We start from the raw sequence: 19099 nt of genomic DNA, 5'->3' as shown, positions 1-19099 counted from the left end.
CTCCGGTGAATATAAGGGTGTCGCCTAGGCGAACCTGGCCGGTGATGCATGTCGGCCGGGACCGACGAACTCAAAAATAGGGAGCGCAAAACCGCCCGTATCTTGACCGTAACAGGGATTACGGTCAATACGAAGACGCCCGCAGGCAAGCGTCTACGCGGCATATTACCAGCCTTGGAAAAAATTCAAACAAACGTTTGTATTGGACCTACACTGACCTATAGATATAATGCTCGCGCTCGGGCCAGAGAATGCCGGGGCTCCCCCAAAGAAAAGCACAGATTAGCCTTGAGTAGGAGATTGACTGTGGAACGCGAATACATGGAATTCGACGTCGTCATCGTCGGCGCCGGCCCCTCCGGTTTGTCCGCCGCCTGCCGACTGAAGCAGAAGGCCGCCGAAGCCGGTCAAGAGATCAGCGTTTGCGTGGTCGAGAAAGGTTCCGAAGTCGGCGCCCACATTCTCTCTGGCGCTGTATTCGAGCCGCGCGCTCTGAACGAACTGTTCCCCAACTGGAAGGAACTGGGCGCCCCGCTGAACACCGAGGTCAAGCGCGACGACATCTACCTGCTCAAGAGCGAAGAGAAAGCCGCCAAGGTACCGAACTTCTTTGTGCCGAAAACCATGCACAACGAAGGCAACTACATCATCTCCCTGGGCAATCTGTGCCGCTGGCTAGCCCAGCAGGCCGAAGGCCTGGGCGTCGAGATCTACCCGGGCTTCGCCGCCCAGGAAGCGCTGATCGACGAGAACGGTGTGGTGCGCGGCATCATCACCGGCGACCTGGGTGTCGACCGTGAAGGTCACCCGAAGGAAGGCTACTACACCCCGGGCATGGAACTGCGTGCCAAATACACCCTGTTCGCCGAAGGCTGCCGTGGCCACATTGGCAAGCAGCTGATCAAGAAGTACAACCTCGACAGCGAAGCCGACGCCCAGCACTACGGCATCGGCATCAAGGAAATCTGGGACATCGACCCGGCCAAGCACGAGCAGGGCCTGGTGGTGCACACCGCCGGCTGGCCGCTGTCCGACGAGAACCCGGGCGGCTCCTTCCTCTATCACCTGGAAAACAACCAGGTCGTGGTTGGCCTGATCGTTGACCTGTCCTACGCCAACCCGCACCTGTCGCCGTTCGACGAATTCCAGCGCTACAAGCACCATCCGGTGATCAAGCAGTACCTGGAAGGCGGCAAGCGCGTAGCCTACGGCGCCCGCGCCATCTGCAAAGGCGGTCTGAACTCGCTGCCTAAGATGGTCTTCCCGGGCGGTGCACTGATCGGCTGTGACCTGGGCACCCTGAACTTCGCCAAGATCAAGGGCAGCCACACTGCCATGAAGTCCGGCATGCTGGCCGCCGAATCCGTGGCCGAGGCACTGCTGGGCGGCAAGGAAGGCGGCGATGAGCTGACCAACTACGTCGACAACTTCAAGTCCAGCTGGCTGTACGAGGAGCTGTTCTGCAGCCGTAACTTCGGCGCGGCGATCCACAAGTTCGGCGCCATCGTCGGCGGCGCGTTCAACTTCATCGACCAGAACATCTTCGGCGGCAAGATTCCGGTTACCCTGCGCGACAACAAGCCGGACTACGCCTGCCTGAAGCCGGCCGCAGAGTGCCAGAAGATTGTCTATCCGAAGCCGGACGGCAAGATCAGCTTCGACAAACTCTCCTCGGTGTTCCTCTCCAACACCAACCACGAGGAAGAGCAGCCCTGCCACCTGAAGCTGACCGACCCGAGCATCCCGCTCTCCAAGAACCTGCCGCTGTACGACGAGCCCGCGCAGCGCTACTGCCCGGCCGGCGTGTACGAAGTGGTCACTCAGGAAGACGGCGAGAAGCGCTTCCAGATCAATGCCCAGAACTGCGTGCACTGCAAGACCTGTGACATCAAAGACCCGTCGCAGAACATCACCTGGGTAGCGCCAGAGGGCACCGGCGGCCCGAACTATCCCAACATGTAAGACCCATAAAAAAGGCTCCCTCGGGAGCCTTTTTTATTTCTACGCCTGCCCTCTAGGCCGGCAACAGCCCTATCGGGAAAAACTCCCCCAAGCTCCACACACCCAGCCATTGCTGCCCATCTATCTCACGCTCTACCGCCATCTCCACCAACTGGTAGAACACATTCCGATGGATCAGCGCCTCCAGATTGCTGCGTACCAGCAGGTAGGGTGACGGCTCCCCTGACTGCTCATCCAGCTCCACGCGAAGCGGATGATCTGCATCGGCCACCACCTCGTCTTCGACATTGGTGATAAAGCGCAGGCGCTGCTGCTCGCCCTCGCCCTCCACGCGCAGCTCCACTGCCACAAAAGGCGCATCGTCGACACGGATGCCGACCTTCTCCACCGGCGTGACCAGCACATAGTCGTCGCCATCGCGGCGGATGATGGTCGAGAACAACCTGACCATTGGTTTACGCCCGATTGGCGTGCCCTGATAGAACCAGGTGCCGTCACGGGCGATGCGCATGTCGATGTCGCCGCAGAACGGCGGATTCCACAGATGCACCGGCGGCAAGCCCTTGCCGGCGGCGGCAGTCACCTGACTCAGCAGATCACCCGCCTTGCCCACATCAACCATGTCTGACTCCGTTAGTACTCGTTAAGCCCCAGCAGGCGCCGGGCATATTCCTGCAACGGCGGCCCGATGAAATCCTGCGGATTACTGTCGTACCAGGAGAACAGGCCACCACGATTCCGAATCCGCGCCGTATCAACCAACTGACGGGTATTGGCCTCGATCAGCATAAGCTGAATCACCCCACGATCGGTGCCGAGGCGATCGACTGCTTCCTGGTCGACCCACTCGTCATAGGTGCCGATACGATCATCCACACTGGCGAAACGACAGTACAGCAGGTAGTGCGCTCCGGCCATGCGGGTTTCCGCCATGGCCTTCTCCAGCCCGAGCGGGCCACCGGCACGCCGCACCAGAGGGAAGTACTCGACAAAGCCCTTGAAGGCTTCATCCGCAACCACATTCGGCCGGACTGAACCATCGCCCTTTGGCGCAAACGGTCCCTGAGCGATGTAGATGAAGGAATCCGGCTGCAGGCGCCAGTGATAGGCACGCCGGATGTCGCTGTGATCCAGCACACCGGCATCACGCAACTGATACTCGGTACCGGCGGCCATGTCACTGACCTTCATGCAACCACTCAGCATGACAAGCAGCAGTGCAAGCAACAGATTAGGCATCGCATCTCTCCCTCGCGGCAAGGCAATGCCGCATTGCGGGTCTACTGCAGATTTTGCGCCAGACCAGGCTACAGGCCGCGCTGCCACTCCTGGCGCAGACGCACCTGCTGCGGCTGCTCGATGGCCATGCGGACCTGCGCCAGCATGCGTGCCTTATCCGCACCGAGATTACCCTTGAGCACCAGATAGTTGGAGGCATGATCACTACGGAAAACCGTATCGCGCAACTCGAGGGTTTGCAGCAAACGCTCAACCTCCAGAAACAGCTGCTGCTGGGTCAGGGGTGTGAAGTCAGGGAAACGCGAACGCACCCGCTCCTCACCCATTGGAAAACTCACCACCAGCGTCGACAGGTATTCCGGCTGAGCATCGTTCATCAGACGCGCCGAGTTCAGCGCATGCTGCTCGCTGTAGCGCTGTCCGCCCAGACCGTTGAGAATCATCACCGAGCGGGTAATACCGGCCTGCCCCAGCTTGTCCAGAGCACTCAGGGTCGACTCGTAGGTCTCGCCCTTGCTGATCAGCTCCAGCACCTGATCATCTCCGGACTCGGCACCGACATAGGCCATGCGCAACCCGGCATCAGCCAGCTCCTTGAGCTCCTCCACCGACTTCTTGCGCAGATTGCGCGGCAGGCAGTAACTGGAAACCCGCTGCACATCGGGCATGTATTCGCGGATGGCAGTGAGGATATTGAGCAGCCGCCGGGTCGGCAGCACCAGGGCATCGCCATCGGCCAGGAAGATGCGCTGCACGATCAGCTGTTCGCCGGCGCGGCGGATCTCGTCCAGCACCTGCGCCTCATCACGGGCGCGAAACTTCTTCTGCGGGGCTGTGTACATCTCGCAGAAGGTACAGCTGTTCCAGGAGCAACCGTTGGTGACCGGCAGAATCAGCGAGTGCGCCTCACTGGGAGGACGAAACACCGGCTCTATGTACTGAATGGGGAAAGCGGCATGCGACATGTTGAAACCCCCACGAAGGAACCCGCAAACGCGCCCGCACATTAACGCTGCCTCGCTGACCGCCTTGGCGACAGCCTGCCTGCGGGCGCACGGTTGGATTTTTCTCCGGGGCAGTGGCTAAGGCACGCTGCCCCGGTGTGCCGGTCAGGCAGCCGGCTGCTCGCCGTCGCGCTTGCGCTTGTTGCCCATGCGCACGCCGATATCCATCAGGAACTGGAAGAAGCCATCCTGATCCTCCAGAACACTGCTCCAGAACGGCGAGTGATACAGCGCGACTGCGCCGTGCACCAGCGCCCAGGCAGCGCAGTAATGGAAGTACGGCGGCACATCTTCCAGTTTGCCGTCGGCAATGCGCGCCTTGATCAGCTGGGTCAGGTGTTCGAAGTTAGAGGTGCGGATGGTATGCAGTTCCTCGACCATCTCCGGGACCTGATTGCCCTTGACCACCTTCTCTTCCAGACGATCAAACAGACGGTAGCGCTGCGGGTCACGCATGCGGAACTCAAAGTAGGCACGTGACAGCGCCTCTTTGTCGCGCGCCACATCCTCGGAGTGCAGCAGCGCATTCAGATCTCGCTCGTAATCAAGCATCAGACGCAGATAGATCTCTGCCTTGGACTTGAAATGCTTGTAGATGGTGCCTTTGCCGATCCCGACAGCATCCGCGATCATTTCGACCGTAACGCTATCCTCACCCTGCTCAAGAAACAGCTTCAGCGCGGTGTCCAGGATCTCCTGCTCACGACGGCGAAATTCACGGACTTTTCTGGGTTCTTTTTGCATAAATGGACTGACTGATCAAATCGGGTCAAAAAACGAAGGCGCGTATTATGCCTATACGCATTGAAAATGCACGGAACATCGCCACTGCAAGCTGCACTTTCGTCGAGAACACCACCGCCAGTCCAGAAACGCTCCAAAAGCCACAGAACCAATCAGTCACTGCCAAGCGTTCTGTCAGGTATTCCAAAAGTGTTTAAAAAAAGCGGCGGGCTCCGCTGGACTTCGTGCAAGTCTGACCAATACTCGTAACTACCGGTGCGCGGCAACTCCCCCCCTAACTGCCCCGCCGGTCGAGGTACCGTGGATCGCGTACCTTGTTTTACTCCTAATGGTCTTGACCCGGATTCATCCCCCAGAACCCGGGTTTTTTTATCCGCGTTTTAGCCCCGCGCCAACGGAAACAGGCGGAAGAAATTGTCCCCCGTCTGCTCCACCAGGGTTTCATAACTCACCCCGCGCAGCACCGCCAGGTACTCGGCAACCTCGCGTACATACTGCGGAAGATTCGGTTTGCCGCGATGCGGCACTGGCGCCAGATACGGAGCGTCGGTTTCCACCAGCAGACGGTCACTTGGAATCTTCTTGGCCACATCCCGCAGCGCCTCGGCATTGCGGAAAGTGACAATGCCGGAGAGGGAAATATAAAAACCCAGATCCAGAGCGGCACTCGCCATCTCCCAGTCCTCGGTAAAGCAATGCAGCACACCTGCCTGCGGCAAGGCTGCCTCACGCAGCAGCGCCAGGGTATCGGCTCGCGCCTCACGGGTATGCACGATCACGGGCTTGCCGGTGATCCTTGCCGCCTCCAGATGCAAGGCGAAAGCCTCCTTCTGCAAGGAAGCCGCTTCCGGTTCATAGTGGTAATCAAGACCCGTCTCGCCGATGGCCACGACCCGCGGGTGCGTCAGCTCATCCAGCAGCCAGTCCAGCGCCGGCGCTGCGCCGGGTTCAAGATCGAGCGGATGCACACCGACCGAACAATGCACATCCGCATATTGCTCCGCGACTTGCTTGACCGCTGCGGCGTTGGCAGCACTGACACCAATACAGAGGAAATGGCCGACACCGCGCGCGCGCGCCGCATCAAGAGCGACCTGCAGCGAGCCGCCGCAGGCGCTCAGGTCGAGTCGATCGAGGTGACAGTGGGAATCAACCAGCATGCTTATAGCCCGACGGCGCACTGCGCCGGGCAGCACGCCGTATCAATTACATGGTGTGGGTAGGACGATCAGACTTCAGCGCACCGGCCAGGTAAGTCTCGATCTTGTTGCGTGCGGTGGTATCGCCATCATTGAACTGCACGCCAACGCCAGCTGCACGGTTGCCCTGAGCACCCTTCGGGGTAATCCAGACCACCTTGCCGGCCACCGGAATCTTTTCCGGCTCATCCATCAGATTGAGCAGCATGAACACTTCATCGCCAAGCTTGTAGCTCTTGTTGGTCGGAATGAACAATCCGCCATTCCGGATGAAGGGCATGTAGGCGGCGTAAAGCACCGACTTGTCCTTGATGGTCAGGGACAGGATGCCGTTACGCGGGCCCAGATTGGGTGGCAAGCTCATGCAGCGTTCCTAGCGAAATATCCAGTGACCGATTCTAGCCCGGCCCGGGCAGGCTTGCCCACCTTACCAGCAAGGCTTCGAGAAGCAATACGCGGTTCAGATTGGCTTTATTCAGGACTTTCTGCCGCTGTTCGAGCAACCACTGCTGCAGATCAAGCACCTTGGCCTGACTGCTCTTGTCACCAAGATACTGCAAAACCTTCTGCATATCCGGCAAACCCAGCGCCTGCCCATCACCGCTCAGCTGGTAACGCAGCAGCAGATGCGCCCACTGGCTGAACCAGTCGAACAGCAGAATCAGCGATATGGCATTCCAGCCTTCGGCCAGCTGCGAGGCCGAGGCCTGCTGTTTGAGCAGTTTTTTCACCCCATCAACGACCAGGGCCCGGGCTTCGCGCACACCCAGCTCCTGCAGGCGCTGCGCCGCCAGCGGAGAACCCGCCGCCAGCGCCAGCAGCTCGCGGTGCTCCTCGCCACTCAGGGCCGGCAGACTCTGCGCCAGCCAGGCGAGACTTTGCGCTTCACTGGGGAATGGGCAAGCCTGCTGCACGCAACGGCTCTTGATGGTCGGCAGCAAACGGCTGGGCTGGTGACTGATGAGCAGCAGCACGGTGTCGCCGCTGGGCTCTTCCAGGCTTTTGAGCAAAGCGTTGGCCGCGTTGATGTTCATCGCCTCGGCCGGCTCCAGCAGAATCACCTTGCGCCCACCCAGTTGGGCGGTCTGCACAACGAAATCAACCAGTTCGCGAACCTGATCCACCTTGATGGCCTTGTCGGCCTCTTCCGGCTCCAGGGTAAAGGTATCCGGATGAGTACCTGCTGCCAGCAGCAGGCAGCCCTTGCACTGGCCACAGGCAAAACCGGCCTGCGGCGATTGGCAGAGCAGGCGGGCGCGCAAAAGCTCGGCCAGCTGACGCTTGCCAATACCGGCAGGACCATGCAGTAGGTAGGCATGAGCATGCTGGCGGCGCTCGGAGAACTGCGCCCACAGGTGCGCCTGCCAGGGCAGCAGATCAGCCACGGACTCGCTCCAGCAGCATGGGGAACAACCCTGCAAGATCAGCCTGCACCTGACTCAGTGGCTGCGCCGCATCCAGTACGCGATATCGCTCTGGAGCCTGAACCGCCCGCGCCAGATAGGTCTGTCGCACGGCTTCAAAGAACGACTGCTGTTCCTGTTCAAAACGATCAAGCTTGCCCCGCGCCGCCGCCCTGGCCAACCCGACTTCAACCGGCAGGTCGAAAACCAAGGTCAGATCCGGACGCAAATCGCCCTGAACAAACTGCTCGAGAATGGCAATGCGCTCGTGCGCCAGACCGCGCCCGCCGCCCTGGTAGGCATAGGTGGCGTCGGTAAAACGATCACAGAGCACCACCGCGCCACGCGCCAGTGCCGGTCGAATCACCCCGGCCAGATGCTGAGCTCGGGCAGCGAACATCAGCAGCAGCTCGGTATCGACCGCCATGACCTCAGTGTCGGGAGCCAGCAACAATTCGCGAATACGCTCGGCAAGTGGCGTTCCACCAGGTTCGCGGGTCAGGACCACTTCGACGCCCGCCTGCTTCAACAGCTCGGCAAGGTATTCCCGATTGGTGCTCTTGCCGGCGCCCTCAGGCCCTTCCAGGGTAATGAACAGTCCGCTCACGGTGTGTCCTTCTGTGCGGGAACCGGGCTGGAGCGATAGTCCGCCCGACGTTGCAACTGGTATTCACGCACGGCGCGGTTGTGCGCCGCCAGTGAATCGGAAAACACATGGCTGCCATCGCCACGCGCCACGAAATACAGGCTCTGGCCGTCGGCCGGATGCAGCGCCGCATGGATTGCCTCACGCCCGACCAGAGCAATGGGGGTTGGCGGCAGTCCCTTGATCACATAGGTGTTGTAGGGCGTTGGCTGACGCAGGTGGGCGCGGGTCAGATTACCCTGATAGCGCTCCCCCAGTCCGTAAATGACCGTCGGATCGGTTTGCAGCAGCATGCCCAGACGCAGGCGCCTTACGAACACGCCGGCGATCTGCGGACGCTCGCTGGGCACACCGGTTTCCTTCTCCACCAGAGAGGCCATGATCAACGCCTGGTAAGGCTCGCGATACGGCAGATTATCCGCCCGCCTGGCCCACTCTTCGGCCAGCACCTGCTCCTGGCGCTGCGACGCCTGGCGAAGGAGATCGATATCGCGCATCCCGCGGATATAGCGGTAAGTATCAGGAAAGAAACGACCTTCAGGGTGAACGCCGGGCTGCCCCAGCTTGGCCATGATCTCGGCATCACTCAGGGCTGTGAGTGTCTGCTGCAGGCGCTCCTGAGCGGCCAGATAAGCCCGCACCTGACGAAAGTTCCACCCTTCGACCAGCGTCAGGCTGTACTGCACCACCTCGCCCCGTTGCCACAGCCCCAGCAGCTCCTCGGCGCGCATACCAGGCTTTAGCCGGTACTCCCCGCTGTGCAGTGGCTGTTTCAGGTTAAAGCGCCAGTACAGGCGCAGCCACAATGCGCCGGACAGCACGCCATCCTGTTCCAGGCGGTTGAGCATCTGGTTTGGCGACGAGCCTGCCGGCACATCCAGCAGGCGCTCCTGCTCCAGACGAAGCGTCTGCTGCAACGCCTGCTGTTGTGACCAGGCCGCCCAACCGATCAGCAGCGCGGCCAGCACGGCGGCAGCTTGCAGCAGGAGCAGCAGTTTGCGTATCAAGGGTCAGCCTTCCAGCAGCGTATGGGCAATGGCCTGCAGTTTACGGGTGAGAGGGCCGACCGGCCAGTCGCGCTGCAGGTAGCCCTGTACCGGCCAAACTCCGTACAAGCTATTGCACAGCAGCACCTCATCGGCCCGCAGCAGGTCTTCAACCGACAGATCATCGATGCGCCAGGCAATGCCCTGCTCGTCTGCTGCCTGCAGCAAAGCCGCACGCATCACCCCGGCCACGCCACAACGCTGCAGGTCAGGCAGCAGCAAGACACCATCGCTGACCAGCAGGAGATTGCTGAACACGCCCTCGATGATGCGCCCGGACGTGTCGCACAGCAGCCCCTCGGCAAACGCCGGATCCTGCCACTCAGCCCGCGCCATTACCTGTTCCAGACGATTGAGGTGCTTGAGCCCCGCCAGCAGCGGTTGCTCGGCCAAACGTGTCTGACAGGCAAAAAGTCGCACACCCTGCTCGGCATGCTGCGACGGCCACTGCGGCAACGCACTGGCCTGCAGAATGCGCCGCGGCCGCGATTCGGCCGGTGACGCGTAGCCGCGTAAACCATCACCACGGGTGACGATCAATTTGGCCACTCCCTGCCCCAGCAGCGCGGCGAAGGTACGCAGTTCCTCTTCCACCTGAGCCAGGTCGAGCCCGATGGCCAAACGCTGAGCTCCGGCAGCCAGACGCCGCAGATGCAGCGTCAGCAGCGGGATACGGCCACCACTGACGCGCAGGGTTTCAAACAGCCCATCGCCGTAAGCCAGCCCGCGATCAGTCAGCGGCAGCTGACTGGCCGGCTGTCCATCCACCCAACTGAGCATCAGCCGTTGAAGCGACGGAACAGCAGCGAGCCGTTGGTCCCGCCAAAGCCGAAGGAGTTCGACAGCACGGCATCGATGGCCATGGCCCGCGCCTGATGCGGGACGAAGTCCAGATCACAGCCTTCATCCGGGTTGTCGAGGTTGATCGTCGGCGGCGCGACCTGGTCGCGAATGGCCAGCACACTGAAGATGGCCTCGACCGCACCCGCCGCGCCCAGCAAGTGGCCGGTCATCGACTTGGTCGAGCTCACCGCCAGTCGATAAGCGTGCTCGCCGAAAACGCTCTTCACCGCGCAGGCTTCAGCCTTGTCACCGGCCGAGGTGGAAGTGCCATGAGCATTGATGTACTGCACCTGATCAGGATTGAGGCGTGCATCCTGCAGGGCATTGCGCATGCAGCGTGCCGCTCCTGCACCATCGTCAGGCGGAGAAGTCATGTGATAGGCGTCGCCACTCATGCCGAAACCGACCAGCTCTGCATAGATCTGCGCGCCACGCGCCTTGGCATGCTCCAGTTCTTCCAGAACCAGAGCACCTGCACCATCGGACAGCACGAAACCATCGCGATCCTTGTCCCACGGGCGACTGGCCCGCTGCGGATCGTCATTGCGCGTAGAAAGCGCGCGGGCAGCACCGAAGCCTCCCAGCCCCAGACCACAGGCCGCCATCTCGGCTCCACCGGCGATCATCACGTCAGCTTCACCGTAGGCAATGTTGCGGGCAGCCATACCGATGCAGTGCGTACCGGTGGTACAGGCGGTGGCGATGGCGTAGTTGGGCCCCTGCGCCCCCAGATGAATAGAGAGGAACCCGGAAATCATGTTGATGATCGAGCCCGGCACGAAGAACGGCGAAATGCGCCGCGGCCCCTGCTCAATCAGCGACTTGCAGTTGTTCTCGATATTGGTCAGGCCACCGATACCCGAACCCATCGCCACACCGATGCGCTCACGGTTGGCATCGGTAACTTCCAGCCCGGAATCCCGTACCGCCTGGAAACTGGCGGCCAGACCGTACTGAATGAACAAATCCAGCTTGCGCGCCTCTTTGGCCGACAGATACTGCTCAACGTCGAAGCCCTTCACCGAACCGCCAAAACGGGTGGCGTACGCCGAAAGGTCCATATGTTCGATGAGGCCGATACCACTCTGGGCGGCCAGAATGCCTTGCCAGCTGCTGGCAACATCCACCCCCAGCGGAGAAAGCATGCCCAGCCCGGTGACCACAACGCGTCTACGCGACACAGCGAAATCCTCTACCTGTACGGCGCCCCAGCGGCGCACCTAAAGAAAAACCGCACGCCTTGAGGGCTGTGCGGTTCTTCGGATCAGCAAACAGCGATTACAAATTACTTGCTGTGCGCAGTAACGTAGTCGATGGCTTCCTGAACGGTGGTGATCTTCTCGGCTTGCTCGTCCGGAATCTCGGTCTCGAATTCCTCTTCCAGAGCCATCACCAGCTCAACGGTGTCAAGGGAGTCGGCGCCCAGGTCTTCAACGAAGGAAGCGCTGTTGGTGACTTCTTCTTCCTTAACGCCCAGTTGCTCGGCGACGATTTTCTTGACGCGTTCTTCGATGGTGCTCATACCGTATTTTCACTCCTATGGAAAAATTCCGTGCAGCTCGGGCTGCAGTGTATAGAAAGGGTTTTCTAACTTTCAAGCCAAAGACCGCAGCCCCTTGCACTGGCTTGCCCATCGGTCGGCAAACCGCATGGCAGTTTTATAACCGATTTTAGACAGCCTGTATGACAGTTTCGCGCAGGGCCGAGTCACATTTAGCTCATGTACATGCCGCCATTTACCGGCAGGGTGGCACCGGTGATATAGGCAGCGGCGTCGGAAGCGAGAAAACTCACCACGCCAGCAATTTCTTCAGCCTGACCCAGACGACCAAGGGGAATCTGCGTCAGCATGGCCTCACGCTGAGCATCTGTCAGCTCACGGGTCATGTCGGTATCGATAAAACCGGGAGCCACGGCATTGACGGTGATGGCCCGCGAACCGACTTCCCGCGCCAGGGCACGGGTAAAGCCCTCCAGACCAGCCTTGGCCGCCGCGTAATTGACCTGCCCGGCATTACCCATCGCTCCGACCACCGAGCCGATATTGATGATGCGACCCCAGCGCGCCTTGGTCATGCCACGCAGCACACCCTTGGACAAGCGATAGAGGCTATTGAGGTTGGTATTGATGACATCGAACCATTCGTCATCCTTCATGCGCAGCATCAGATTGTCGCGGGTGATACCGGCGTTGTTCACCAGAATCAGCGGCTGACCGAGGTGCTGCTGAATGTGTTCCAGCGTTGTGGCCACAGACTCATCATTGGCCACATCCAGGACCAGGCCCGCGCCTTCGACACCATTGGCCTTCAGCGTTTCGGCAATGCGTTCGGCACCGCTTGGCGTAGTTGCCGTACCAATCACCACGGCACCCTGACGACCCAACTCCAGAGCAATCGCCTGACCAATGCCTCGGCTGGCGCCGGTGACCAGGGCTACTTTTCCTTGCAATCGCATATCGTCACTCCCTCTCAGAGCAAAGCCGCCCGGGCTGCCGCGAAGGCATCCGGGGTTTCCAGATTATGGGTATTCACGCCTTTCACGCAGCGCTTGTTGAGGCCCGACAGCACCTTGCCCGGGCCGCATTCGACCAGCTCGGTCACACCCTGCTCCGCCAGATACTGCACGGTTTCAACCCAGCGCACCGGGCTGTAGAGCTGCGCCAGCAGATCGCGCTTGAGAGCGGCAAGATCAGCAGGCACAGCCGCACTCACGTTCTGCACCAGCGCAATGGACGGCACCTGCCAGCTGAGCGCCTCAACGGACGCCGCGAACTGCTCGGCAGCCGGACGCATCAGCGCACAGTGCGAAGGCACACTGACCGGCAAGGCCATGGCGCGCTTGGCGCCACGCGCCTTGCAGGCCTCGATGGCACGAGCCACGGCACTGGCCGCACCGGCAATCACCACCTGACCCGGCGCATTGAAATTGACCGCACTGACCACCTCGCCCTGCTCCGCTTCAGCGCAGGCCGCCAGGACATCAGCATCCTCAAGCCCCAGAATCGCCGCCATCCCGCCCTGACCTGCGGGAACAGCCTGCTGCATCAGTTGCCCGCGACGCTCAACCAGCCGCACAGCGTCGGCCAGAGACAGGCTGCCGGCAGCGACCAGCGCCGAGTACTCACCCAGACTGTGACCCGCTACGAAAGCTGGCTGCACAGCCACCTCGGCCTGCCACAGGCGCCACAGGGCAATGGAGGCAGTGAGGATGGCCGGCTGGGTTTTATCGGTCTGATTGAGCGACTCTTCAGGCCCCTGCTGGGTCAGCGCCCACAGGTCATAGCCAAGCGCGTCGGAGGCTTCGCTAAAAGTGTGCTGGATCAGGGGTTGTTGCTGCGCCAGTTCGGCCAGCATGCCAACCGATTGCGAGCCCTGACCGGGAAAGACGAACGCGAGAGATGCGGACATCGAGGCAACCTTCTACAGATAACAGGAGAATGACGTCTGGCCTAGCCAGCCACAACAAACTGACAGTTGGATGACCACCTGACGCACAGGGTCACATCCTACAGCAGCAGATTCCCCAGTCGACTGTGCAAACGCTGCGGCAGATTCTCGCGCACCTCAACCACCGCACGCGCAATCGCCACCTTGAAGGCATCCTCATCGGCACTGCCATGGCTTTTCACCACAATGCCCTGCAACCCGAGAAAGCTTGCTCCATTGTGCTGGGCAGGCGCCAGCTCATCCTGCAGACGCCGCAGCAACGGCATGGCCAGCGAGCCGACCAGGCGCGAACCCAGACTTTCCTTGAACAACGAGGCAATCCGCGCCGACAACATGGTGACAAGGCCTTCGCTGGACTTGAGCAGAATATTGCCGACGAAGCCGTCACACACCACCACATCCGCCTCACCGCGATAGAGACCATCGCCCTCGATGAAGCCGCAGTAGTTCAGCTCATCTGCCTGCTGCAACAGGCTCGCAGCCAGCTTCACCTGCTGATTGCCCTTGATGTCCTCGGTGCCGACATTGAGCAAGGCAATGCGCGGCCTGGACTTGCCCTGCACCTCAGCAGCAACAGCCCCCATCACCGCGAACTGGTAGAGGTGCTCAGCACTGCAATCGACATTGGCACCCAGATCAAGCAGCAGCGTTCGCCCTGTCTGGGTGGGAATGGCCGTCACCATCGCCGGACGGTCAATACCCGGCAGGGTTTTCAGCACATAGCGCGCCAAGGCCATCAATGCACCGGTATTGCCGGCACTTACGCAAGCCTGCGCCCGCCCCTGACGTACCAGTTCCAGCGCCTGACGCATGGAGGAATCGGGCTTGTTGCGCAGGGCCTGAGCAGGCCGCTCATCCATGGCAATGATTTCACTGGCATGTTCGACGCGCAGGCGCGCGCGATCCACACCAGACTGGCGGGAAAGAATGTCTTCGAGAACAGGAGCCTGACCAACAAGGATCAGTTCGAGGGAGGGATTTTCAGCCATTGCCGAAAGGCAGGCCGGAACAATGCAACGGGGACCGAAGTCCCCGCCCATTGCGTCAATCGCAACAACAGAAGCTGACAAGATTACTCAGCAGCGTCCTTGTTGACGACTTTGCGGCCACGGTAAACGCCTTCCGGAGTTACGTGGTGACGCAGGTGGACTTCACCGGTGCTCTTCTCGACGGACAGGGTGCTGGCCTCGAGAGCGTCATGGGAACGACGCATGTCACGAGCGGAACGGGATTTTTTGTTCTGCTGAACAGCCATAACTGATTAACTCCTAAACGTTTGGGTCACGCTTTAACTGAGCCAGTACGCTGAACGGGTTGGACCGCGAAACCTCGTTCTCATTCGGCTCTGGCTCATCTTGGCCCGCCGGCTGCTGGCAAACTTTTGCATCATGGACAGGAACAATCGGCAAAGAGAGCAGAAGCTCGTCTTCAACCATTGTCAGCACATCCAAGGGCTCTTCACCCACTTCCAGCGCATCGTAGCCTTTAGGCAGAGAGCGCTCAGAATCGCCCTCTCTTACCATGGCGTAGATGTATTCGCCATGAACCGGCAAAGCCGCCGGCTCCAGACAACGCTGGCAAATCATCCTGACCTCAACATCGAGCGAGCCCCGGATAACCGGTATACGCTGCTCATCACGCTCGAATGTCAGCCGTACTTGCACTTCACCGAGGTCATCGGTCAATTGCTCGCACAACCGCGGCAGGCTTTTTACCGGAACAACCCCCTCGAGAGTTATTCCGCGATCAGCCAGCTTGCGCGGATCGACATGAGGTGGAATCGGTGCATTCAACATAGGCGCGACATTCTAGGGATGCCCCCAGGCGCTGTCAAAGAAAATTCCGCCTTTCTCCCTGGCGCCCGCTAAAATCGCAATTCCTTGTTCAGATTGAGAATTCGCCATGCTGCCACTGGTTCTGGCCTCCACCTCTCGCTATCGCCGCGAACTGCTGGAACGCCTGCGCCTGCCGTTCAGCACCTCGCCGCCCGCAACCGATGAGACCCCACTAGCCGGCGAACACCCCGAACAGCTGGTTTGCCGACTGGCCGAAGCCAAGGCCCGCGCCCTCCAAAGCAGCCATCCGGCGCACCTGATCATCGGCTCAGACCAGGTCGCCACCCTGGACGGACAGATCATCGGCAAACCGCACACATTCAACAACGCAAAAGCACAACTGCAGGCTGCCAGTGGCCGCAGCGTAACCTTCCTGACCGGCCTGTGCCTTTTCAACAGCCAGAACAACCACTGCCAGGTCGCCTGCGTACCCTTTACCGTGCATTTCCGCCAACTCAGCGACGCCCAGATCGAGCGCTACCTGCATGCCGAACAACCCTACGACTGCGCCGGCAGCTTCAAGTCCGAAGGACTGGGCATCAGCCTGTTCGCCAGCACCGAGGGCAGAGACAGCACCAGCCTGATCGGCCTCCCCCTGATCCGCCTGGTCGACATGCTAATAAATGAAGGGATTACCCTCCCCTAAAGCAAAAGCCCGGCATTGCCGGGCTCTTTCACCGATACAGAACACTCAGCGCAACTGCGGCCCGGCAAAACCAGCCCAGATCGCCACATGTTCAGCCACACTGGCGCCCAGCTTCTTGGCAAAACGGTCCAGCGGCGTTTCCTGATGCGTGTAATCCACCAGATCCTTCGCCCCGATCACTTCGCGCGCCACATAGCTGCTGTTACCCAGACCATCGATCAGACCAAGCTGCAGCGCCTGCTCACCCGACCAGATCAAGCCACTGAACAACTCCGGATGCTCCTTGTCCTTGAGGCGCTCACCGCGCCCCTGCTTGACACTGGCAATGAACTGCTTATGCGTGGTTTCCAGCACAGTTTTCCAGAATGCCGTTTCCTCATCCTTTGGCGGCTGGAACGGATCCAGAAATGCCTTGTGCTCGCCGGCTGTATAGATGCGCCGATCAACACCCAGCTTATCCATCACGCCGACAAAGCCGAAGCCGGATGCCGTCACCCCAATCGATCCGACCAGACTGGCCTTGTCGGCATAAATAGCATCAGCAGCACTGGCGATGTAGTAAGCCCCGGAAGCACCAAGGTCGGTAATGACCGCATAAACCTTGATTTCCTTGTGCTCAGCACGCAGGCGACGGATCTCGTCGTAGATATAGCCGGACTGAACCGGACTGCCGCCCGGACTGTTGATACGCAGCACCACACCCTTGGTATTCGGATCCTTGAAGGCCGCCCGCAAGCTGCCCACGATATTGTCGGCACTGGCAGGCTCCTGGTCAGCGATCATGCCGCGCACCTCCACCACGGCGGTATGCGCCTTGCCGCGCGCCGCCGCATCCTGGAGATCCATCTGCGGAGCAAACAATGCCAGAGCACCGAACAGATAAACAAAGGTCAGCAGCTTGAAAAAAATGCCCCAGCGACGCGCCCGCTTCTGCTCCTGCACACCAGCCAGCAGAGTCTTCTCCAATAGTTTCCAGCTACGCTCGTCACCCGACTTCAGATCATCCGACATAGGCCTCTTCCTTTACCTTCGGCGCCACCCCTGACTCCAGCCAGTGACGCAACTGATCAAAATGCTCGACAGCCAATACCGGCCCGTGCTCGCGCAACCCATCAAGTGACTGCGCACCGTAACCCACCGCCACCGAATCCATACCCGCATTTCTGGCCATCTGCAGATCGAAGGAAGAATCCCCCACCATCACAGCCGCCGCGGCAGGCAACGCGAAATACTCGAGAATCTCCTCCAGCATCCGCGGATTCGGCTTGCTGGCTGTTTCGTCGGCGCAGCGGGTGATATCGAAATAATTCTCCCAACCCCGCCCCTCGAGCACTCGCTGCAGACCATGGCGACTCTTGCCGGTCGCCACCGCCAAACGATAGCCCTGATCACGAAAAGCCTCCAAGGCGTCGGCAACACCGGGAAACAGTCGCGAAGGCTCGGACTCCAGATGCAGGTAATGCTCGCTGTAGGCCTGACGGAACCGCTGAACCCGCGCCGGATCAAGCATATCGGGATACAGAGCCCGTACCGCCTCTGGCAAACCCAGGCCAATGATGCCGCGCAAGGCATTATCGGAGAGTTGCGGCAGCGCACAGACCTCGGCCGCTTCACGCAGAGACTCGACAATACGACCAATGGAATCGACCAGAGTGCCATCCCAGTCGAAAATCAGCGCCTGATACCTAGCCACCCAGACGCTCCAGCGTACTCGCCCACATCGCATCGACCGGCGCTTCGAGGCTCAGCTCCTGCCCATCCGGCAGGGTGACGCGCAGCGCATGAGAATGCAGGAACAGACGCTTACCGCCCAGCTCGCGAATCACGCGGGTGAAATCCTCATCACCATATTTAGGATCACCGGCAATGGCATGCCCGGCGTGCCTGGCATGCACACGGATCTGATGGGTGCGCCCGGTAATCGGACTGGCCTCGACCAGGGTGGCAAACTCACCAAAGCGGCGCACCACGCGAAACACGGTCAGCGCCTCTTTACCCTCGGGATTGACCTCAACCATACGCTCGCCGGAACGCAGATTGTTCTTCAGCAGCGGAGCACTGATCTTTTTCTTGGCGGTCGGCCAACTGCCGCGCACCAGCGCCAGGTAGCGCTTGTCGACGCCATCACCGCGCAGCGCCTCATGCAGATGGCGCAACATGCTGCGCTTCTTGGCAATCATCAACAGGCCCGAGGTATCGCGATCCAGACGGTGGACCAGCTCGATATCCTTGGCATCCGGCCGCAACTGCCGGAACGCTTCAATCACGCCGTAATTGAGGCCACTGCCGCCGTGCACGGCAATACCGGCCGGCTTGTTAAGCACGATGAGCGCCTTGTCCTCGTAGACGATGGCAGCCTCAAGCCGCTCAAGCAGCCCCTGCGCCAGCGGCGCAGGCTCGTCACGCTCAGCCACCCGCAGCGGCGGAACACGCACCACATCACCGGCCTGCAGCTTGTACTCGGGCTTGATCCGCCCCTTGTTCACCCGCACCTCACCCTTTCGCAGAATGCGATAGATAAGCGTTTTGGGCACACCCTTGAGCTGGGTGCGGAGAAAGTTATCGATACGCTGACCGGCATATTCCGGCGCAACTTCCAGCATTTGCACGCCAGCAGTTGGAGAGGGAGGAGTTGTCATGCCCAGATGATAACAATTTTTATGCAATTGAAGCACTTAATGGTTGCTGCTATAGTCGCGAAGCCGTCCAAAGCGGCCTGGCCGCGCCACAAGGGGAAAAGTCCCATATGCGCCGCCTGCGACCCGATAAGAGGACGCCAGACCGTCCTTCGAATGAATGCCCCAACAACGTGCACCATTCGTAAACCGAGTACTGGAAATGAGAACGAGCAAATCGCGTTGATGATTTGCCCAATGTGAAACCCGCTTCCGGATTCAGTGAGCGGCACCCGATTTTCTGGATTGATGTGTAGGGTGGAGACGCACAACCGGCCTGCAGCAAGTGACCCCGCATCGAGATGATGCGCTAGTTTGTCCGCTGCCCCCGATTGATTCCTCCTCCTGATTGATTGCTTCCTGTCGTTACAGCAAGCAGGAGACGCCGTCGCAATGTGGCCACAGGCT

At 60.3% G+C, this 19099-nt stretch carries 22 protein-coding genes; 2 read left to right on the top strand and 20 right to left on the bottom strand.

Going from position 1 to position 19099, the window contains the following annotated elements:
* The first annotated feature begins 306 nt into the window (after positions 1-306).
* Complete coding sequence (locus tag CK486_RS04005; protein WP_095938973.1) at positions 307-1962, top strand: electron transfer flavoprotein-ubiquinone oxidoreductase; 1656 nt, start codon at positions 307-309, stop codon at positions 1960-1962.
* A 52-nt stretch (positions 1963-2014) separates the two neighbouring features.
* Here CK486_RS04005 and CK486_RS04000 read toward each other — a convergent pair whose 3' ends face one another.
* From CK486_RS04000 to CK486_RS03920, 17 genes are all read right to left on the bottom strand, one after another.
* Positions 2015-2584, bottom strand: a complete 570-nt coding sequence (locus CK486_RS04000; protein WP_095938972.1) for a DUF1285 domain-containing protein — start codon at positions 2582-2584, stop codon at positions 2015-2017.
* Positions 2585-2595: 11 nt separating this feature from the next.
* Complete coding sequence (locus tag CK486_RS03995) at positions 2596-3201, bottom strand: DUF4823 domain-containing protein (RefSeq protein ID WP_095938971.1); 606 nt, start codon at positions 3199-3201, stop codon at positions 2596-2598.
* Between the two features lie 68 nt (positions 3202-3269).
* Positions 3270-4166, bottom strand: a complete 897-nt coding sequence (locus CK486_RS03990; protein ID WP_095938970.1) for a radical SAM protein — start codon at positions 4164-4166, stop codon at positions 3270-3272.
* A 144-nt stretch (positions 4167-4310) separates the two neighbouring features.
* The gene (locus CK486_RS03985; protein WP_095938969.1) at positions 4311-4949 is read right to left on the bottom strand and encodes a TetR/AcrR family transcriptional regulator; all 639 of its coding nucleotides are present in this window, start codon (positions 4947-4949) and stop codon (positions 4311-4313) included.
* Positions 4950-5329: 380 nt separating this feature from the next.
* Positions 5330-6109, bottom strand: coding sequence for a TatD family hydrolase (locus CK486_RS03980; protein ID WP_095938968.1), 780 nt, complete (start codon positions 6107-6109; stop codon positions 5330-5332).
* Between the two features lie 46 nt (positions 6110-6155).
* Positions 6156-6512, bottom strand: coding sequence for a PilZ domain-containing protein (locus CK486_RS03975; protein ID WP_095938967.1), 357 nt, complete (start codon positions 6510-6512; stop codon positions 6156-6158).
* Positions 6513-6546: 34 nt separating this feature from the next.
* Positions 6547-7533, bottom strand: a complete 987-nt coding sequence (locus CK486_RS03970; protein ID WP_095938966.1) for a DNA polymerase III subunit delta' — start codon at positions 7531-7533, stop codon at positions 6547-6549.
* Positions 7526-8158: a dTMP kinase gene (tmk, locus tag CK486_RS03965; protein ID WP_095938965.1), complete on the bottom strand. Its 633-nt coding sequence runs from the start codon at positions 8156-8158 to the stop codon at positions 7526-7528. The genes CK486_RS03970 and tmk overlap by 8 nt, the downstream gene beginning before the upstream one ends.
* A complete protein-coding gene (gene mltG / locus CK486_RS03960) occupies positions 8155-9204 on the bottom strand; it encodes an endolytic transglycosylase MltG (protein ID WP_095938964.1) in 1050 nt (349 codons plus the stop codon). The genes tmk and mltG overlap by 4 nt, the downstream gene beginning before the upstream one ends.
* A gap of 3 nt (positions 9205-9207) precedes the next feature.
* A complete protein-coding gene (gene pabC / locus CK486_RS03955; protein ID WP_095938963.1) occupies positions 9208-10023 on the bottom strand; it encodes an aminodeoxychorismate lyase in 816 nt (271 codons plus the stop codon).
* Positions 10023-11267 carry a beta-ketoacyl-ACP synthase II gene (gene fabF, locus CK486_RS03950; RefSeq protein WP_095939055.1) on the bottom strand — a complete coding sequence of 415 codons (1245 nt, stop codon included), beginning with the start codon at positions 11265-11267 and terminating at the stop codon, positions 10023-10025. The genes pabC and fabF overlap by 1 nt, the downstream gene beginning before the upstream one ends.
* A gap of 104 nt (positions 11268-11371) precedes the next feature.
* The gene (gene acpP / locus CK486_RS03945) at positions 11372-11608 is read right to left on the bottom strand and encodes an acyl carrier protein (protein ID WP_095938962.1); all 237 of its coding nucleotides are present in this window, start codon (positions 11606-11608) and stop codon (positions 11372-11374) included.
* A 191-nt stretch (positions 11609-11799) separates the two neighbouring features.
* Positions 11800-12543, bottom strand: coding sequence for a 3-oxoacyl-ACP reductase FabG (gene fabG, locus CK486_RS03940; RefSeq protein WP_095938961.1), 744 nt, complete (start codon positions 12541-12543; stop codon positions 11800-11802).
* A gap of 14 nt (positions 12544-12557) precedes the next feature.
* Positions 12558-13496 (bottom strand): ACP S-malonyltransferase, encoded by a 939-nt coding sequence (gene fabD / locus CK486_RS03935; protein ID WP_095938960.1) that lies wholly within the window; start codon positions 13494-13496, stop codon positions 12558-12560.
* A gap of 98 nt (positions 13497-13594) precedes the next feature.
* The gene (gene plsX, locus CK486_RS03930; RefSeq protein WP_095938959.1) at positions 13595-14605 is read right to left on the bottom strand and encodes a phosphate acyltransferase PlsX; all 1011 of its coding nucleotides are present in this window, start codon (positions 14603-14605) and stop codon (positions 13595-13597) included.
* Positions 14606-14607: 2 nt separating this feature from the next.
* Entirely contained in the window at positions 14608-14790 is a 183-nt protein-coding gene (rpmF, locus tag CK486_RS03925; protein WP_095938958.1) for a 50S ribosomal protein L32, read from the bottom strand.
* A gap of 13 nt (positions 14791-14803) precedes the next feature.
* Positions 14804-15331, bottom strand: coding sequence for a YceD family protein (locus CK486_RS03920; protein ID WP_095938957.1), 528 nt, complete (start codon positions 15329-15331; stop codon positions 14804-14806).
* A 106-nt stretch (positions 15332-15437) separates the two neighbouring features.
* Here CK486_RS03920 and CK486_RS03915 point away from each other — a divergent pair, with 106 nt between their 5' ends.
* A complete protein-coding gene (locus CK486_RS03915; RefSeq protein WP_095938956.1) occupies positions 15438-16016 on the top strand; it encodes a nucleoside triphosphate pyrophosphatase in 579 nt (192 codons plus the stop codon).
* Between the two features lie 45 nt (positions 16017-16061).
* Here CK486_RS03915 and CK486_RS03910 read toward each other — a convergent pair whose 3' ends face one another.
* The 3 genes from CK486_RS03910 to rluC are packed head-to-tail and all read right to left on the bottom strand — an operon-like array spanning position 16062 to position 18655.
* The gene (locus CK486_RS03910) at positions 16062-17027 is read right to left on the bottom strand and encodes a S49 family peptidase (protein WP_095938955.1); all 966 of its coding nucleotides are present in this window, start codon (positions 17025-17027) and stop codon (positions 16062-16064) included.
* Positions 17017-17742: an HAD-IA family hydrolase gene (locus CK486_RS03905; RefSeq protein WP_095938954.1), complete on the bottom strand. Its 726-nt coding sequence runs from the start codon at positions 17740-17742 to the stop codon at positions 17017-17019. Before CK486_RS03905 ends, CK486_RS03910 begins: the two co-directional genes overlap by 11 nt.
* Positions 17702-18655 (bottom strand): 23S rRNA pseudouridine(955/2504/2580) synthase RluC, encoded by a 954-nt coding sequence (gene rluC / locus CK486_RS03900; RefSeq protein WP_095938953.1) that lies wholly within the window; start codon positions 18653-18655, stop codon positions 17702-17704. Before rluC ends, CK486_RS03905 begins: the two co-directional genes overlap by 41 nt.
* Positions 18656-19099 lie beyond the last annotated feature (444 nt).

The organism is Pseudomonas sp. HAR-UPW-AIA-41, assembly GCF_002304225.1.
Taxonomy (GTDB): Bacteria; Pseudomonadota; Gammaproteobacteria; order Pseudomonadales; family Pseudomonadaceae; genus Aquipseudomonas.
The sequence above is the reverse complement of the archived record's forward strand: the minus strand, read 5'-3'. Positions and strand labels throughout refer to the sequence as shown.

Coding starts and splice junctions, on each gene's coding strand:
- CK486_RS03920 (WP_095938957.1), bottom strand. CDS start 15,331: ATGTTGAATGCACCGATTCCACCTCATGTCGATCCGCGCAAGCTGGCT.
- rluC (WP_095938953.1), bottom strand. CDS start 18,655: ATGACAACTCCTCCCTCTCCAACTGCTGGCGTGCAAATGCTGGAAGTT.
- fabG (WP_095938961.1), bottom strand. CDS start 12,543: ATGCGATTGCAAGGAAAAGTAGCCCTGGTCACCGGCGCCAGCCGAGGC.
- CK486_RS03990 (WP_095938970.1), bottom strand. CDS start 4,166: ATGTCGCATGCCGCTTTCCCCATTCAGTACATAGAGCCGGTGTTTCGT.
- CK486_RS03995 (WP_095938971.1), bottom strand. CDS start 3,201: ATGCCTAATCTGTTGCTTGCACTGCTGCTTGTCATGCTGAGTGGTTGC.
- fabD (WP_095938960.1), bottom strand. CDS start 13,496: ATGTCCGCATCTCTCGCGTTCGTCTTTCCCGGTCAGGGCTCGCAATCG.
- pabC (WP_095938963.1), bottom strand. CDS start 10,023: ATGCTCAGTTGGGTGGATGGACAGCCGGCCAGTCAGCTGCCGCTGACT.
- CK486_RS04000 (WP_095938972.1), bottom strand. CDS start 2,584: ATGGTTGATGTGGGCAAGGCGGGTGATCTGCTGAGTCAGGTGACTGCC.
- rpmF (WP_095938958.1), bottom strand. CDS start 14,790: ATGGCTGTTCAGCAGAACAAAAAATCCCGTTCCGCTCGTGACATGCGT.
- CK486_RS03985 (WP_095938969.1), bottom strand. CDS start 4,949: ATGCAAAAAGAACCCAGAAAAGTCCGTGAATTTCGCCGTCGTGAGCAG.
- CK486_RS03975 (WP_095938967.1), bottom strand. CDS start 6,512: ATGAGCTTGCCACCCAATCTGGGCCCGCGTAACGGCATCCTGTCCCTG.
- CK486_RS03905 (WP_095938954.1), bottom strand. CDS start 17,742: ATGCGATGTGGGCGAGTACGCTGGAGCGTCTGGGTGGCTAGGTATCAG.
- CK486_RS03910 (WP_095938955.1), bottom strand. CDS start 17,027: ATGTCGGATGATCTGAAGTCGGGTGACGAGCGTAGCTGGAAACTATTG.
- CK486_RS03980 (WP_095938968.1), bottom strand. CDS start 6,109: ATGCTGGTTGATTCCCACTGTCACCTCGATCGACTCGACCTGAGCGCC.
- acpP (WP_095938962.1), bottom strand. CDS start 11,608: ATGAGCACCATCGAAGAACGCGTCAAGAAAATCGTCGCCGAGCAACTG.
- CK486_RS03915 (WP_095938956.1), top strand. CDS start 15,438: ATGCTGCCACTGGTTCTGGCCTCCACCTCTCGCTATCGCCGCGAACTG.